A 16,899-nucleotide genomic window follows, 5' to 3' on the forward strand; every position below is an offset into this window, starting at 1 on the left:
GGCTAACTAATTTAAGTTAGTCCTTGCATCATTATATAGTAGGGGTGGATCTGTTTAAAGCGGTTTACGGCCTGATATAATATTATACAGGATTACAATAATTGCAATAACTAATAAAACATGGATTAGACTACTGGTGGCAATACCTTCAACAATGCCAAAGAACCCTAAAATCCAAATCACAATACAAACCACGGCAACTAGCCAAAGAATACTTCTCATAATGAACGGTTTAAAAATTATTACTGTAAGGTAATGATTATTTGCTATTTCCTTGCTGAAATGTTATAACAATCTAAAGCAAAGGCATGGTTGGTTTGTGCATTTAATTGATTTAGTTTAACTCCTTTTTCAGGAATTGCGCCGTGTAACTTTTCTTATTTTTAATCAACTCTTCAGGAGTGCCTTTGGCTACTATTTCGCCTCCTCCTTTGCCACCTTCATAGCCAATGTCAATAATGTAATCCACCGTTTTAATCACATCTAAATTATGTTCAATAATAAGCACCGTATTTCCTTTGTCAACTAGTTTATTAAGGACATTCATCAACACTCTAATATCTTCAAAATGAAGCCCAGTTGTGGGTTCATCTAAAATATAAAAGGTGTTACCAGTATCGCGTTTACTTAATTCGGTTGCTAATTTTATGCGTTGTGCTTCACCGCCAGAAAGCGTTGTACTCTGCTGCCCCAAAGTGATATAGCCTAGCCCCACATCTTTAATAGTTTTTAGTTTTTTGTGAATTTTTGGGATATGCTCAAAGAATTCAACGGCTTCATTAATGGTCATGTCCAAAACATCGCTTATAGATTTGCCTTTGTATCTGATTTCCAAGGTTTCACGATTAAAACGTTTACCTTGGCAGGTTTCACATTCCACATAAACGTCTGGCAGAAAATTCATTTCGATTACACGTAATCCACCTCCTTGACAGGTTTCACATCTACCTCCTGAAACATTAAAACTAAAACGCCCTGGTTTATAACCACGAATCATGGCTTCAGGAATTTTTGCGAATAAGCTTCTAATCTCACTAAAGGTACCAGTATAAGTTGCAGGATTACTTCGTGGCGTTCTACCAATAGGGGATTGGTTAATGTCAATAACTTTATCTATATGTTCTAATCCTTTAATGCTTTTGTATGGCATCGGTTTTTTGACACCATTAAAGTAATGCGCATTAAGGATAGGGTAAAGGGTTTCATTGATCAACGTTGACTTACCGCTTCCTGAAACACCGGTAACTCCAATCATTTTACCTAATGGTAACTGGATGGATACATTTTTGAGATTATTTCCTGTACACCCTTTTAATTCGAGTACATGACCGTTTCCAGCGCGTCGCTGTTTAGGAACTTCAATACGTTTGGTGCCGTTTAAATAATCGGCAGTTAAAGTGTGATGTGATTTTAGTTCGTCAGGTGAGCCAATACTTATAATTTCTCCACCATATTTTCCGGCTTTTGGACCAATATCAATAACATAATCGGCATGCTCAATCATGTCCTTGTCGTGTTCTACAACAATCACCGAATTACCTATATCTCTTAAAGAAAGTAATGATTTAATTAATTTTGCATTGTCGCGCTGATGGAGACCGATGCTTGGTTCGTCAAGAATATAGAGTACACCTACCAATTGTGAACCTATTTGAGTAGCCAATCTAATGCGTTGTGCTTCGCCACCCGAAAGCGATTTTGAGCTTCTGTTTAATGACAAATAGTCTAATCCAACATCTAATAAAAATTGTAATCGGGTTCTGATTTCTTTTATAATTTCTTCAGCAATCTGCAACTGTTTATCAGATAAGTGACTCGATAATTCATCAAACCATTGTGAAAGGTCAATAATATCTTTATGAGCAAGGTCGGCGATATTTTGTCCATTAATTTTGAAATAGAGTGATTCCTGCTTTAATCGAGACCCTTGACATTCATCACACTCCACCTTATCCATATACTCTTTAGCCCATCGTTTTAATGAGGTAGAATCTGTATTGTTATACTGGCTTTCAATAAAATTGGCAACACCTTCAAATTCTATTTTGTAATCGCGAGTGACGCCCAAAGTTTTACTTTCTACTGAAAATTTTTCGTTACCACCATACAAAATCATTTGTTTGGCTTCGTCAGGGATGGATTTGTAAGGATCACTTAATTCAAATTTGAAACGTTGTGCGATAATTTCAAATTGCTTAAAAATCCAGCTATTTTTTTGAGGACCATGTGGTGCCAAAGCTCCATTTTTGATGGAGAGGGACTCATCTGGAATAATCTTTTTCTCATTTACCTGATATAATCGACCAATCCCATTACATTTTGAACACGCGCCTTTTGGGGAATTAAATGAAAAATTATTGGGTTCGGGGTTGGGATAGGATATTCCTGTTGAGGGACACATTAAATTACGACTAAAATACCGTACTTGATCAGAGTCTTGATCGAGCACCATAAGTACATCATCACCATGATACATAGCTGTATTGATGCTCTCTGTTAAGCGCTTATCATTATCGGTACTCCCATCAATTTTTAGGCGGTCAATAACAATTTCAATATCATGAGTTTTATAGCGGTCCAATCGCATGCCTTTGACCAAATCTTTTACTTCACCATCTGTTCTTACCTTCACAAACCCTTGTTTTGCAATTTGCTCAAATAATTCACGGTAATGTCCTTTTCTAGAACGAATCACTGGCGCTAAAATAGAAATGCGTTTATCTATAAAAGCTTCAGTAATAAGCGTTTTAATTTGCTCGTCACTATAACTTACCATTTGCTCACCCGTATTGTAACTGTAGGCATCGCTTGCTCTTGCAAATAATAAGCGCAGAAAATCATAGATCTCGGTAATTGTGCCAACGGTAGAACGCGGTGATTTGCTCGTCGTTTTTTGCTCAATGGCAATGACAGGAGAAAGACCGTCTATTTTGTCCACATCAGGGCGTTCCAAGCCGCCTAAAAACTGTCTAGCATAAGCCGAAAAGGTTTCAATGTAACGTCGTTGGCCTTCGGCATAAATAGTATCAAAAGCCAATGAAGATTTTCCACTACCTGATAAACCTGTGATGACCACTAGTTTCTCTCTAGGTATGGTCACATCAATATTTTTAAGATTGTGAACTCTTGCTCCTTTTACTTCTATTTGTTCTTCAAAATGGCTCATATTGTGGCAAAGTTGCAAAGGTACAATTTTAGATGTTAAATTCATCAGTAAGGCTATATGGGTATTAGATAAAAAAAAGTATTGGTTAGAGACCAATACTTTTCCCTATTCCCCTAATTGATATAAATTTAATGGGGTTTTAATTGAATTACTGTGGTAGTTATAAAGTTGACAATTCGCCCGACTTTATTGCTTGTTCATAATTGGCATTAACCTGTTTTAAAAAGCCAAAGAATTTTTTGCCACTTTTTGCCTCTAATTTTACATAAATGGTTCCGTCGTTTTTTGTACTTACGTCTTTAACGACTACATGTTCTCCAAGAACACTGTCGTAATTAGCAACGCCACCACGCTTAACTATAAAATTTAGTTTGGGGAAGTCGATGTGACTGTAACTTTGCTTTGAAGGTTCTTTAATTATTAATACATCTCCTATTTTTGGGAGGTCATCTACGGATTGTTGACTATTAGTAGCATATCCGTTAGCAATAAAGACTAATGTGATAAATAAAAATACTTTTTTCATGGTTAATGGTTTATTATTTAAACAAAAATAATAATGAAAATTTGAATCAAATACGTTTTTAAGATTTGTTAACTATTTTTCTTAAACAGACAATTGTTTACTTTTGGAATGGAATATTAATATTTTTAAAAATATGAAATTATTAGGAATTAGCTCAAGAATAGATCACCCAGAATTTGGTAAAGGGGTGATTACGAACGTTACATCAAAACATTATTGGGTCACCTTTATAGAACGTGGATTGGAAACTATTGATTTAGATAGTGAGTTTGAAGTCATTGAAGCTGCCGAGGATGATGTAGATACGGTGAGTTTTTATGAAGTAGAACGCAGCTTAAAATCGATATTAAAAAAATGGAGCGATGTGTCTGAAGTTGTTAATATTGCTGATAAATGGAAAGGCGGTACACTTATCATGCAGCCAGGAGATCCAAATTTAAAAGCCAATGAAGTACCTATTGATACCTTTTTTCATAAGATTACTATGGTTAGAGATCGACTACGTGTAATGGAGCAAAAAATAAATAGTAGTAATCTCGATGAACAGGAAAAAATAGATTTGCAACAATATATCACACGATCTTATGGTAGCTTAACCACTTTTAATGTATTGTTTAAATTGAAGGATCACAATTTTGTGGGGCAGAAGGGAACCTAATAAATTAATTTAAAATCTGGTTCTAGGTACTTGGGAAATAAATTGAGTCTTCAAAATTCACTATTTTTAAACGTGCTATTTCATCTGGAATAATTCTGGAGGCTGCCATTGTAAGAGTTGTAAATGCCCTTTCAACTTGTTTCTGATTGCATTCTTCTGAATTATCACCTAATTTATCTGTTCTTTTATATAAGTGTATTTTTTTACAATTCGTTGAGATAAATAATTCCTGAAGTAAAGTCTTATCTGTTAAACCCAATGAATGACCTAGAACATGTACTTCGTAAGGCTCTTTAGCCGTTACAATTTCTCTATACAAATTTTGATAAACAGAATTTAGCAAATACTTGTGCGTTTTGAAATGTTCCAAATATTTATCTTCTCCAACATCTTTGATGTCTTGGTATTCTTTGTCTTTGTCGTTTCCATAACCAAAAATAATTTCATCTTTTAATGTGCCATGAATAGGATAATAAAAACATATGCTATTTCCCGATAAGTTATACTGTTTAATTGTATCTGTATAATTAAAATTAATAATGACTAGTTCACCGTTTAGAAAGTTATGTCCTTTTTTTAAATTTTCGAAAAAGAGTCCAATTGAACTATTTTTTTCAACCACCACTGAAATTAAATACTTCTTCAATAAGTTTTTTATTTCACTAAATTCGAAATTTAATGTATCTAATTGCGATAAGTAAGTGTCAGAATAATTAGAACTTTTATGTTGATGATAAATCACTTTAAGGTAACGGTAAAAGGTGTCTTCTATGTTAAACCAATATTTTGACTTTTCCTTAAACAATTTTCTTAACAATTTATTTGATAAATGCTCTAACCAAGCATCCATGTTGCGAAGCATCATTTCATAACGCTTTTGTTCATCAAATTCTAAAACTCCAAATAAATTCCATTTTGTTGAATGAGTTAGGTCGTTTTCTGTAAATACACAGTATTTGCTTCTTTCAATTATCGAAGGTTCAAAAAAAGCCGTATTTCCATCTTCATTTAAATAACTTATAAGATCGGGAACTAAAACTTCTTTCAAAAGATATTCTGAAAAATCTATAAAACTAGTAGGAGCTCCATGAGCTAAATCAAAACCATTACCTATTAATAAAACTGTTCTCATTAATACTTTGATAATTTAATAATTATTTTACTCTTGTCCTTTGATATCTGTAATTTCAATCCCTAGAAATAAGATTTTATGCAGTGTAGGCAATTGAGCACCAGAACTTGTAGTTGTCCAATCACCCCATGAGGCTTCTAATCCACCAATTGGAAGTGTAGACACCCACATTCGAAAGCTATTAGGTTTACCCGTGGGATCTAAATGCCATAAGTAGGAATCTCCGGGTGTTGTACCGCCAGAAGTGTAAGTAACTAGAAGTCCTTGTTCACCATTATCAAGGTTTACTAAACTGCGTTTTGTGCCTTTATCAAATACTTTATAGGGAGCAACCAACCAGAATGAATCATTATTGAAATAATTTAATGCTTTATTAATAAGATCTTTTGACATATCGCCATCTACAGCAAAATTATGAACATAAGCAGTACTCAATTTAGGATCTTTTAAATTGAGTTCAACTTTATAGTCTTTCCAATAAACGGTACAGATATTTTTGTTTTTTTTCCATTTGTAATAACGCCTTTTTTTAAATACCCATTCAATATAGTTGGTGTTTTCATAGGCTTCATGGTCTAAAGCATCAAGCATTTTATGGGCCAAGATATCGGCCTGTTCTGGTTGGCCGCCTACGGGCAGATCTTCATCGTATTTGAAATAGATAAATCCGAAGAACAACAAGCTAGGAAGTGTCAAAAATATGATGACCCCAGCAGTGATTTTTAATATCTTCTTAATATTCATTAGAGTTGTTCTTTTAATGCTTTGGCTAGTACATTTGCCGCCTCAACGTGGTTTCTAAACCAAAGCTCGGGTTCAATGAGTTCTAATTCAGATAAAGCAATTTTCCCGTTATTATCAGTAAATATATCTACTCTAGCGTAGATAGGCAATTCTGGACACGCTTTTACGGCTTGTTCTGAAAATTGAATCTCATCATTTGTAGGTACATAGTCAAAAACAGATCCTCCAAAATCATCCTGTACCCTAAAATCGCCTGCTTTTGCTTTTTTTAGAACAGCATGTGTAAATTGACCATTGAACACCATCATAGAAATTTCGCCTTTACTTACAATACTGTATTGAAAAGGCTGAAGCATCATAGCTTCATGTTCAATTAGCTTTTTATATACATCTTCATAATCAGCTATGCTTTGCGCATTGAGTTTATAGGTGTGTCTGGCTGCTCCAGAAATACAAGGCTTTAGAACGGTTTCCTTCCAACCTAAATGATTATGAAGGTCTTCGAGTGATCGAGGATCTTTTTGTTCGATAAAATAAGTTTCGGCAATAGTTACACCATTTGCTTTTAAATCTTGTAGATAATGCTTGTCGATATTCCAACGGATTAGGTTTTCAGAATTAAAAGCTCTAGTGACCTTTGTTACTTTTGATAACCAGTTTGAGAACTCTTCAAACCGGTCAAAATAGTCCCATGTGGTTCTAAATAGGATGGCTTTAGTAGATGACCAATCAAAATTAGGATTGTCCCAAGCTAAACGCAGGGTTTTCAGCCCTAATTTATCTAAAGCCTCTTTTACCAAATAATCTTCATAAAACACATTGTGCTTGTAAGCATTGGTCTTCGAATCTTCAAGATACCGCTGGTCGGTTAATAAAACGAGGTCGTAGCGCTTGTTCATACACCATTAAAAGCCAATTGCTGTATCGTCACCTCGCTTATCTGCACCACCTTCTAAAGTGCCGTTATCTAATACAAGAATGGCATCTACTTTTCCTATAACTGGAGTACGGCTCTCATTAATGGGGTAGCCTAGTTGTTCTAGCTGATGTTTAAATTGAGAACTAAAGCCCTTGGGTTCCAATCGTATTTCATCAGGGAGCCATTGGTGATGAAATCGGGGTGCATTTACTGCCTCTTGCATGGTCATACCAAATTCTTCAACATTTAAAATAGTTTGTAATACCGATGTGATAATGGTAGAGCCTCCAGGAGTACCTACAACCATATATAACAAACCATCCTTCTCTACAATAGTTGGGGTCATAGCGCTCAACATTCGTTTCTCGGGGGCAATGCTGTTGGCTTCGCCACCTACCAATCCATATACATTTGGAACTCCGGGTTTACTGCTAAAATCATCCATTTCATTGTTAAGGAAAAATCCAAGTTCATCAACATATAATTTTGAGCCATAGCCACTGTTTAATGTTGTAGTTACCGCTACGGCGTTTCCAAATTGGTCAACAATAGAGTAGTGGGTGGTCTCTTCACTTTCATAACCGAGAATTTCACCGTAGCTAATGCTGTCAGATGGCGTCGCTTTTTCAAATGAAAAATCAGACATACGCTGTTGCAAATACAAGTCACTTAATAAGGTTTTGGTAGGAATCTCTACAAAATCAGGATCGCCCAAAAAGTAACTGCGATCGGCATAGGCACGTCGCTCGGCCTCTGCAATAACTTGAACTGTTTTTATTGAATTGTGACCATAGGATTTAAGGTCGAAAGGTTCAATCATTTTCATGATTTGAGCCATACAAATCCCGCCACTAGATGGTGGACCCATAGAAATAATTCTTAAATCTTTGTAGTGAAACGTAATGGGATCCCGCCATTTACTTTCGTAAGCAGCCAAATCTTCTGTGGTAATTATTCCGCCTTTGGCTTGCAAGTAATTAACCAGTATTTCACTGGTTTTTCCCTTATAAAATTCATCCCTTCCGTGTTCTGCTATACGTGCTAAGGTTTCGCCTAATTTTATGTTTTTTAAGGTGTCACCTGCTTTTATTCTATTCGAAAAAAGGATTTCTTTTTCATTGACGACCTTGAAAATACTGTCGTATTCTTCAAAGCGTTCCTGTTGCATTTTGGTTACAACGAAGCCTTTATTAGCCAAATCTATAACTGGCTGAAGAATTTCTTTTACAGGTAGCTTTCCAAACTTCTCATGGGCCTCAAAAACCCCTGCAACTGTTCCAGGAATGCCTACTGCAAATGATCCAACAGTACTTTTATTTTCTATAACCTTACCATCTTTGTCCAAATACATATCACGTGTTGCGGCTTTAGGTGCCTTTTCTCTATAGTCTAAAGAACCAATATCGCCATTGGCCAAACGATAAACCATAAATCCGCCGCCGCCTAAATTACCAGCGTAGGGATAACTAACGGCAAGCGCCATTTCAGTTGCCATCATTGCATCAAAGGCATTGCCACCTTTCGCCAAAATATCACTACCTATTTTTGATGCTTCACTTCGTGCAGATACCACCATAGCTTTAGAGGTCACAAGTCCGCGTTGCGATTCTGTAGTAACAGATTGGGTTGTAGTTTCTTTACAGGAAATAAAGAGTCCTATGGCAAGTAAGAGGAATAAAGATTTAATGTTGTACTTCATAGATTTTATGGATTTCAATAAGTTTTTGTTTTGAAAATGCCATGAGTTCTTCAAAGAATGAGGTAAATTCATTTTCAAACTCAATATAGAATTTTTTTAATTCGGCGGTTGCTTCATTCATTTTTGATACGTGTTTTGTACGTCTGTTCATACCATTCAACACCCTTTGTATACCTTCAATTTTAGAATAACTCAACAACCAATTGTCGGTCATCATAAATGGCAATAATTTTTGGATACGTGCTGGAAGCATTTCAAAATTGACTTCCATCATCTCATAAAATTCTTCAACATAATTGGCAAGAGGAACTTCTGAATAATTTTTCCAGTTCTTTGCCAAAAAATGATCGTACAAAATATCGACAATCACACCGCTGTAATGGCTATAGTTTTTGTGCAAACGCTTGGTGCTCTGCCTTACAATGGGATGCGCATCTGTAAAGGTATCAATTTCACGATGCAATAGAATTCCTTTTTGAACATCTACAGGGTACTTTTTATAAGATTTACCTCTAATACCATCTGCGATGAAATTACCAAGGGTAATCAAATCATTGTCTCCAGAAAGATAGATGTGTGCTAAAAAATTCATTGGCGTAATTTACAAAATACCATTAAAGAAATACGATTATGAAATGGTATATTTGTGCTTTAATTTGAAAAGGAGCTTATGACTTTAATAAAATCAATTTCAGGAATACGTGGCACTATTGGTGGTAAAATGGGTGATAATCTTACGCCTATTGATGCGGTAACCTTTGCAGCCGCTTATGGTACTTGGATTAAAAACCAGCGTCAAAAAGAAAATTATCGTGTAGTTGTAGGTCGAGATGCCCGAATTTCTGGAGAAATGATTCAAAGTTTGGTCATGCAGACTTTGGTAGGATTAGGAATACATGTTATAGACCTTGGTTTATCTACTACTCCTACGGTGGAAGTTGCGGTACCTATGGAACATGCCGATGGCGGTATTATTTTAACGGCCAGTCATAACCCAAAACAATGGAATGCATTAAAGTTATTAAATGCTAAAGGTGAATTTTTAAATGGGGAAGAAGGCGCTATTATTCTGGCTATTGCAGAGCAGGGTAATATTAGTTTTGCCGATGTTGACAATCTAGGTAATATCACAAAAAACCAAGCCTATATAGATTTGCACATTGACGAAGTTTTAGATCTAGACCTCGTAAATGTTAAGGCCATTGAAAATGCAAAATTTAAAGTGGTGGTTGATGGCGTGAATTCAACAGGTGGAATTGCTATCCCTTTGTTATTGGAGCGTTTAGGTGTACATCCTGTTAAATTGTATTGTGAACCCAACGGACATTTTCCGCATAACCCCGAACCTTTAAAAGAACATTTAACCGATCTCTCCAATGCCGTTGTAAAAGAGCGAGCCGATTTTGGAATTGTTGTTGACCCAGATGTTGACCGCTTGGCATTTATGGATGAGAAAGGGGAAATGTTTGGCGAAGAATATACCCTTGTAGCTTGTGCCGATTATGTATTGAGCAAGACACCAGGTAACACAGTGAGTAATATGAGTTCTACGAGAGCCTTGAGCGATGTTACCAAACAGCATGGTGGTAATTATGAAGCCAGCGCCGTTGGAGAAGTTAATGTTGTAGAACTGATGAAAAAGAACAATGCCGTGATAGGCGGAGAAGGGAATGGCGGTATTATTTATCCTGAACTGCATTACGGAAGAGATGCCTTGGTTGGTGTTGCACTTTTTTTAAGTTTACTTGCTGAAAAAAAGATGAGTGTCAGTGCATTGAGGGCGAGTTATCCTAATTATTTTATGAGTAAAAAGAAAATAGAATTAACGCCTAGTTTGGATGTTGATGGCATTTTAAAATCTATGGAAGCCCGCTATAGTCATGAGAAACTGACTACAATTGATGGTGTGAAAATTGATTTTTCTGATAGTTGGGTGCATTTACGCAAAAGCAATACCGAACCTATTATACGCATTTATACGGAAGCACCTTCACAAGCAGATGCGGATACTTTAGCCGATAGAATTATTTCTGAAATAAAGGCCATAGCGAATATTTAGTAACTTTGATTGAAGTTTTAAACTTATGATGCATACCGAAACCCATACCAAAGACGTTTCTAATCTCGAACAGTATTTCCAGAAGTTTAGAAAGCATATAATTGGCATAGATCAGGAGTTTAGATCTCCTTTTGGGGTACAGAAAATTATCTATACCGATTGGACGGCTTCTGGCCGTTTGTATCGACCAATTGAAGAGAAACTATGTAATGAATTTGGTCCTTTTGTGGCGAATACGCATACAGAAACTACGGCTTCAGGTACAGCAATGACCAAGGCCTATCATAAAGCCCGTCAAATTATTAAGTCGCACGTAAATTGTAATGCAGATGATGTACTCATAGTTTCAGGTAGTGGGATGACCGATGCTGTGAACAAGTTTCAGCGTATTCTAGGATTGAAAGTTCCAGAAAACCTTCAGAAGTTTACTAAAGTTCCTGATGAGATTCGTCCAGTGGTTTTTATCACGCATATGGAACACCATTCCAATCAGACTTCGTGGTTAGAAACTATCGCCAAAGTGGAAGTAATTCCGCCAGGAGAGGAAGGGCTATTCAGTTTAGAAAACTTGGAAGCCTTATTACATCAGTATAAAGATCACACCTTAAAAATTGCTTCGGTAGTTGGTGGCTCTAATGTTACAGGAATTCAAACACCTTACCACGACATTGCTAAACTCATGCACCAACATGGAGGTGTGTGCTTTGTGGATTTTGCCTGCTCGGCTCCCTATGTCGATATCAACATGCATCCCGAAGACGATGAAGCATATTTAGATGCCATATTTTTCTCTCCCCATAAATTTTTAGGTGGACCAGGAACTTCAGGTGTTCTGATATTCAACAAAAAATTGTACAACAATATGATTCCTGATTGCCCAGGAGGTGGCACTGTAAGTTGGACCAATCCTTGGGGCGAACATAAGTATATTGATAATATTGAAGATAGGGAAGATGGTGGTACGCCAGGATTTTTGCAAACTATAAAAACAGCATTGGCCATTAAGCTCAAGGAGCAGATGGGCGTTGAACAGATACTGAAACGTGAGCATGAAATTATGTCCACACTATTTAAAGAACTTAAGGGCGTTGAGCATCTCAACATTCTTGCAGGACAACATGAGGATCGATTAGGTGTGTTTTCATTTTATATTGATGACTTACACTATAATCTAGGCGTAAAGTTGTTGAATGATCGTTTTGGGATACAAACCCGAGGAGGTTGTAGTTGTGCTGGGACTTATGGTCATTATTTACTTCATGTGGATTATGAAACCTCTCACGAGTTGACCCAGCAAATCTCGATTGGCGACCTAGTGAGTAAACCAGGTTGGATTCGTTTGTCTATTCACCCTACCACTACAAACGATGAAGTGGCTTATGTTTGTGAAAGTATCAAGGCTTTGGCAAAGCATCATAAAGACTGGGCAAAGGACTACCGCTATGTGAGTTCGAATAATGAATTTGTTCATTATGCCAGCAATCCAGAAACTGAAGACACACCTGTCAATAAGTGGTTTGAGCTTTAATTATTGAAACTTTTCAGGGACTTTGTCGCGATGTTTCCATCGTTTGTGGGTCCATAAATAATATTCGGGTGCTTCGTGTATCTGTTCTTCTACCAGTTTCAAAAAGAGGTCCGTAATCTCGTAGTCCTTATAGGCTTTAGGATCGGTCGTAATGGTTTGAAAAGTGGTTTCATAGTGACCGCGCTTTAACCGCTTTACACTAAAAAATACAACAGCCATATCCAATTTTTTAGCTAACATTTCTGCGCCCGTATGTACTGGGACTTTTATGCCCATAAAATTCGCCCAATGAAATGCTTTCTGCGCTTTAGGTGACTGGTCAGAAGCAAAACCACTAATGGTTAGTTCTCCGTCTCTTTTGGCTTGAATTAATGTTGGAATGGCTTCTTTGGTTGTAATTAGAGAGGTATTGTATCGAGCTCTGATGCGTTTGACGAGACGATCAAAATATTTGTTTGCTAAACGTTTATAGATGCCATACCCTTTGTAGTTAATATACTTTTGAAAAATAAAAATCCATTCCCAACTACCATAATGACCACACATGAGTACAACGCTTTTATTCTTTACTTCTAACTCCTGAATCAATTCAATGTTGGAAAAGGTCATACGCTTTTTCATTTCAGCTTCAGAAATGGTCATGGATTTAATGGATTCGACCACCATATCACATAAATGATGGTAAAACGTCTTTGTGATTTGGTTAATCTCTTCTTTTGACTTCTCCGGAAACACCAAGTTTAAATTCTCTTTTACGGTCTTCTTACGATACCCGAAAATTTGATAAATGAGGATAAACAAGCCATCTGAAAATGCATACAAAGCTCTAAAGGGAAGCATTGAAATAAGCCACAAAAAGGGATAAACTAGAACGTAAGCAAGAAATTGCATTTTTTAATATTAGATTTGCAGCAACAAATATATATTATAATCTATTTATACGTTTAAAGTTTATGGGTAATTTAAGTTTGGTTACTGTTATTATAATTGCGGCCAATGTATTGGTTTCTTATAAAGGATTTGGAGATTACGGATTTTTTGAGCGCTACAAGTTTAATGTAGGTAGCGTGCGACGCGGAGAACAAATCAGGATGTTTAGTTCTGGGTTTTTACATGTTGATACTACGCACTTGCTTTTTAACATGTTAACTTTTTACTTTTTTGCTGATGTGGTCCTCTCGTATGTTGGCAATCTCAATTTTGTTATTATTTATATAGCGAGTTTAATATTAGGGAACTTATTATCCCTTTACTTCCATAAAGACGAGTACCATTATAGTGCCGTAGGAGCTAGTGGAGCTGTGACAGGAATCTTGTATGCTGCTATTTTATTAGAACCCGGCATGAGTTTGTATATGTTTTTTATCCCTGTGCCAATACCTGCTTATATCTTCGGAATTGGCTATTTGCTATATTCGATTTACGGCATGAAACGACGTGTGGGCAATATTGGTCATGATGCGCATTTTGGAGGCGCTATTGGAGGCTATGTAGTTACGCTAATTTTGGCACCATGGTTATTCCAAACCAATTTGCTGATGGTAGGTTTATTGGCTGTGCCCATCCTTATATTGTTTGTAATGCATAAAGCTGGAAAGCTATAGCATCTTTAAATAGAATGTTTTGTTGCAATGGTCTGTCAACCTGAACATGTTTCAGGTTCTCATAGTTTGGAATCTATCAAATTATTAAGATTCTGAAATAAATTCAGAATGACATTCTTGTTACTTTTTGGTACATCCCAATCAATTCAGCATTTCAGCTATTTTATCTTCAAGCGCTTGTCCGCGTAAATTTTTTGCGACGATTTTACCTTCGGCATCTAGAATAAAGGTAGCAGGTATGGATTGAATGTTATACATTTTAGCTACAGGATCGTTGAAATATTGAAGGTTCGAGACATGGTGCCAAGTCAGGTTGTCTTCTTTAATAGCTTGTAACCATGCATCCTTGGCACTTTGCTGACGTGGCGACCCATCTAGTGACACACCAATAATTTCCAAGCCTTTGTCATGGTATTTTTCATAAACCTTAACCACATTGGGATTTTCTCTTCTGCAGGGCCCACACCAAGCGGCCCAAAAGTCAATAATGGTGGCTTTGCCTTTAATGTCATTTAAAGCCAATGGTTTCCCTTCAGGGGTTGGTGCAGAGAAATTAGGAGCCACCTTGCCAATATTGGTTGAGGCCTGTGCTTCTAGGAGTCTTTTAGTGTTTTCAATTTGAACAGCAACATTTTGACCCGAAGGTGATGCTTTAACCTCTGGTCCTAAAAGTTCGTAGGTGTCAACCGTTTGTTGTAGGTCACCGTTTCTATTTTTCAGCATGGATTCCACCAGCTTTAATGAAAACTGATTATCGGGGTTGTTTTTGATGAACTCTAGAGGAAATTCACTTGCCGTTTGAGACAAGCTAGACATTTCAGTTCTTATGGTTTCCATCTTTATAGAATCCTGATTTTCATTAGCGGTTCTAAACGCGTTGCTTAATTGTTGACGCTGTTCATTAAAGGTGGCCATTTGCTTATTGAAATTGATTAAACCTTCATTTGATTTGGAGCCTGTGATTATAGAAGCGCCCAAATCGTCCTTATTTATGTTCACCGTCATATAGGCATTTTCTACCATAATAGGGAGGGCTCCAGTAACACTATTGACGTAGAGATAAAGCAATTCGGCATCAGCTACTTTACCTTTAAACTCAAACTTTTCGTTCATCACCACTGCGGTATCCATATCGACCTGTCTGTTATTGGCATCTAAAGTTTTAAGGTAAACTCTAATCCCGTTATAGAGCCCTTCGGCGTTACCATCAATAACAAAACCATCCTGCTTTACCTCTTTTCCGCAAGAGACGATCATTATACTTAAAAAGAGAATTTTAATACAATTATTCATAGCGTAAAACGTGTTTTTGTTAAGGTTTAGGTTACAAATATAACAAGATGTAGATAAGAAATGAGCGCTATAATCTTAATTAATTCTTAAAGAAATACTCCAATTTTAGGCAGTAAACACAATTTTACAATACTTTTGTTTCAAAATTAAGGCATGATACCAAATGATACTATAGTGGCTTTGGCAACTCCATCGGGAAGCGGTGCTATTGCTGTCATTAGATTATCTGGGCCAGAAGCATTGTATATTGCTGGGCAGATGTTTAGGTCGGTAAGTGGAAAATCTATTGAAAAACAGCGTACCCATACCGTACATTTGGGGCACATTGTAGATGGTGACCGCGATATTGATGAGGTGTTAGTTACGGTATTTAAAAACCCAAATTCGTACACCGGTGAAGATGTGCTAGAAATTTCCTGTCATGGGAGTTTGTATATCCAGCAAGAAATCATACAACTTGCTTTACGCCACGGGTGTCGTATGGCTAATGCCGGGGAATTTACCCTTCGCGCTTTTTTAAATGGAAAACTGGATTTAAGTCAGGCCGAGGCCGTTGCTGATCTTATTTCTAGTGATAATGAGGCTTCCCATCAAATTGCTATGCAGCAAATGCGTGGTGGTTTTTCTAATGAAATTGCCAAACTTCGTGAGGAGTTACTCAATTTTGCATCCTTAATTGAACTCGAACTAGACTTTGCCGAAGAAGATGTAGAATTTGCAGATCGCCAACAATTTAAAGCTCTAACAGAACGCATTAGTTTTGTTTTAAAGCGGCTTATCGATTCGTTTGCGGTTGGAAATGTTATTAAAAACGGAATACCAGTAGCAATTGTAGGTGAACCCAATGTAGGTAAGTCTACGCTATTAAATGCCTTATTGAATGAAGAGCGGGCCATAGTATCTGACATTGCGGGTACTACCCGCGACACCATTGAAGACGAGATAGCAATAGGAGGGATAGGATTTCGGTTTATTGATACTGCAGGGATACGTGACACCAAAGACGTGGTAGAAAGCATTGGTATCAAAAAAACTTTTGAAAAGATTGAACAGGCCCAGGTGGTTATTTATTTATTTGATAGTACCGCCTTCAAGGCTAAAGGTTCAAAATTCAAGGTTGAATTAGAAAAAATCAAGAACAAGTATCCGCAAAAACCATTAATTGTATTAGCAAACAAAGTGGATAAGATTGATGCAAGAGAACTTTCAACCCTAAAAAGCCAAATTCCAGAAGTTATGGGACTTTCGGCAAAAACAGGTTTTGGTGTCGAACAACTTACCCAAGCTTTACTCAACTTAATTAATACCGGAGCCCTGCGCAACAATGAAACCATTGTAACCAATACACGCCATTATGATGCATTATTAAAAGCATTTGAAGAAATTAAGAAGGTGCAATATGGATTGGATACCGAACTATCAGGCGACTTGCTAGCTATTGATATCCGTCAGGCGCTGTACCACTTTGGTGAGATTACTGGAGAGATTACTAATGATGATTTACTGGGTAATATTTTTGCCAATTTCTGTATCGGGAAGTAAATAGGTCATATTTAGGCAATCGTTTATAG

15 protein-coding genes are annotated in these 16,899 nt (G+C 36.7%); 5 read left to right on the forward strand and 10 right to left on the reverse strand.

From position 1 onward, the window contains the following. Positions 1 to 54 precede the first annotated feature (54 nt). The 3 genes from ACFO5O_RS04990 to ACFO5O_RS05000 all read right to left on the reverse strand — a co-directional run bounded on the left by ACFO5O_RS04990 (position 55) and on the right by ACFO5O_RS05000 (position 3,692). Positions 55 to 222 (reverse strand): lmo0937 family membrane protein, encoded by a 168-nt coding sequence (locus ACFO5O_RS04990; protein ID WP_387961510.1) that lies wholly within the window; start codon positions 220 to 222, stop codon positions 55 to 57. A 112-nt stretch (positions 223 to 334) separates the two neighbouring features. Further along, on the reverse strand, positions 335 to 3,166 hold the full coding sequence (uvrA, locus tag ACFO5O_RS04995; RefSeq protein WP_387961512.1) for an excinuclease ABC subunit UvrA: 2,832 nt from the start codon (positions 3,164 to 3,166) through the stop codon (positions 335 to 337). Positions 3,167 to 3,326: 160 nt separating this feature from the next. After that, complete coding sequence (locus tag ACFO5O_RS05000; RefSeq protein ID WP_387961514.1) at positions 3,327 to 3,692, reverse strand: hypothetical protein; 366 nt, start codon at positions 3,690 to 3,692, stop codon at positions 3,327 to 3,329. A 133-nt stretch (positions 3,693 to 3,825) separates the two neighbouring features. Between ACFO5O_RS05000 and ACFO5O_RS05005 the strand changes: the two genes are divergently transcribed. Then, on the forward strand, positions 3,826 to 4,350 hold the full coding sequence (locus ACFO5O_RS05005) for a hypothetical protein (RefSeq protein ID WP_387961516.1): 525 nt from the start codon (positions 3,826 to 3,828) through the stop codon (positions 4,348 to 4,350). 22 nt (positions 4,351 to 4,372) lie between these two features. Here ACFO5O_RS05005 and ACFO5O_RS05010 read toward each other — a convergent pair whose 3' ends face one another. From ACFO5O_RS05010 to ACFO5O_RS05030, 5 genes are read right to left on the reverse strand one after another with little or no spacing between them, the layout of a single operon-like run. After that, complete coding sequence (locus ACFO5O_RS05010) at positions 4,373 to 5,482, reverse strand: AbiH family protein (RefSeq protein WP_387961518.1); 1,110 nt, start codon at positions 5,480 to 5,482, stop codon at positions 4,373 to 4,375. 27 nt (positions 5,483 to 5,509) lie between these two features. Next, positions 5,510 to 6,226, reverse strand: coding sequence for a hypothetical protein (locus ACFO5O_RS05015; RefSeq protein WP_387961520.1), 717 nt, complete (start codon positions 6,224 to 6,226; stop codon positions 5,510 to 5,512). Further along, positions 6,226 to 7,125, reverse strand: coding sequence for an ATP-grasp domain-containing protein (locus tag ACFO5O_RS05020; RefSeq protein WP_387961522.1), 900 nt, complete (start codon positions 7,123 to 7,125; stop codon positions 6,226 to 6,228). Before ACFO5O_RS05020 ends, ACFO5O_RS05015 begins: the two co-directional genes overlap by 1 nt. A gap of 6 nt (positions 7,126 to 7,131) precedes the next feature. Next, positions 7,132 to 8,844 (reverse strand): gamma-glutamyltransferase, encoded by a 1,713-nt coding sequence (gene ggt / locus ACFO5O_RS05025; RefSeq protein WP_387961524.1) that lies wholly within the window; start codon positions 8,842 to 8,844, stop codon positions 7,132 to 7,134. Next, entirely contained in the window at positions 8,828 to 9,436 is a 609-nt protein-coding gene (locus ACFO5O_RS05030) for an acyl carrier protein phosphodiesterase (protein WP_387961526.1), read from the reverse strand. The genes ggt and ACFO5O_RS05030 overlap by 17 nt, the downstream gene beginning before the upstream one ends. A gap of 78 nt (positions 9,437 to 9,514) precedes the next feature. Here ACFO5O_RS05030 and glmM point away from each other — a divergent pair, with 78 nt between their 5' ends. Continuing rightward, the gene (glmM, locus tag ACFO5O_RS05035; protein ID WP_387961528.1) at positions 9,515 to 10,903 is read left to right on the forward strand and encodes a phosphoglucosamine mutase; all 1,389 of its coding nucleotides are present in this window, start codon (positions 9,515 to 9,517) and stop codon (positions 10,901 to 10,903) included. Positions 10,904 to 10,928: 25 nt separating this feature from the next. Continuing rightward, positions 10,929 to 12,431 (forward strand): aminotransferase class V-fold PLP-dependent enzyme, encoded by a 1,503-nt coding sequence (locus tag ACFO5O_RS05040; RefSeq protein WP_387961530.1) that lies wholly within the window; start codon positions 10,929 to 10,931, stop codon positions 12,429 to 12,431. On the opposite strand, the gene ACFO5O_RS05045 is transcribed toward ACFO5O_RS05040, so the two are convergent. Then, positions 12,432 to 13,322: a lysophospholipid acyltransferase family protein gene (locus tag ACFO5O_RS05045; protein ID WP_387961532.1), complete on the reverse strand. Its 891-nt coding sequence runs from the start codon at positions 13,320 to 13,322 to the stop codon at positions 12,432 to 12,434. It lies immediately after the preceding gene. A 62-nt stretch (positions 13,323 to 13,384) separates the two neighbouring features. On the opposite strand from ACFO5O_RS05045, the gene ACFO5O_RS05050 reads away from it, so the two are divergent. Further along, positions 13,385 to 14,035: a rhomboid family intramembrane serine protease gene (locus ACFO5O_RS05050; RefSeq protein WP_387961534.1), complete on the forward strand. Its 651-nt coding sequence runs from the start codon at positions 13,385 to 13,387 to the stop codon at positions 14,033 to 14,035. Positions 14,036 to 14,176: 141 nt separating this feature from the next. On the opposite strand, the gene ACFO5O_RS05055 is transcribed toward ACFO5O_RS05050, so the two are convergent. Further along, the gene (locus ACFO5O_RS05055; protein WP_387961536.1) at positions 14,177 to 15,328 is read right to left on the reverse strand and encodes a redoxin domain-containing protein; all 1,152 of its coding nucleotides are present in this window, start codon (positions 15,326 to 15,328) and stop codon (positions 14,177 to 14,179) included. A 153-nt stretch (positions 15,329 to 15,481) separates the two neighbouring features. Between ACFO5O_RS05055 and mnmE the strand changes: the two genes are divergently transcribed. Next, on the forward strand, positions 15,482 to 16,870 hold the full coding sequence (gene mnmE, locus ACFO5O_RS05060; protein WP_387961538.1) for a tRNA uridine-5-carboxymethylaminomethyl(34) synthesis GTPase MnmE: 1,389 nt from the start codon (positions 15,482 to 15,484) through the stop codon (positions 16,868 to 16,870). Positions 16,871 to 16,899: the final 29 nt, after the last annotated feature.

Origin of the sequence: Geojedonia litorea, assembly GCF_042654525.1 — a bacterium.
GTDB classification, from domain to species: domain Bacteria; phylum Bacteroidota; class Bacteroidia; order Flavobacteriales; family Flavobacteriaceae; genus Geojedonia; species Geojedonia litorea.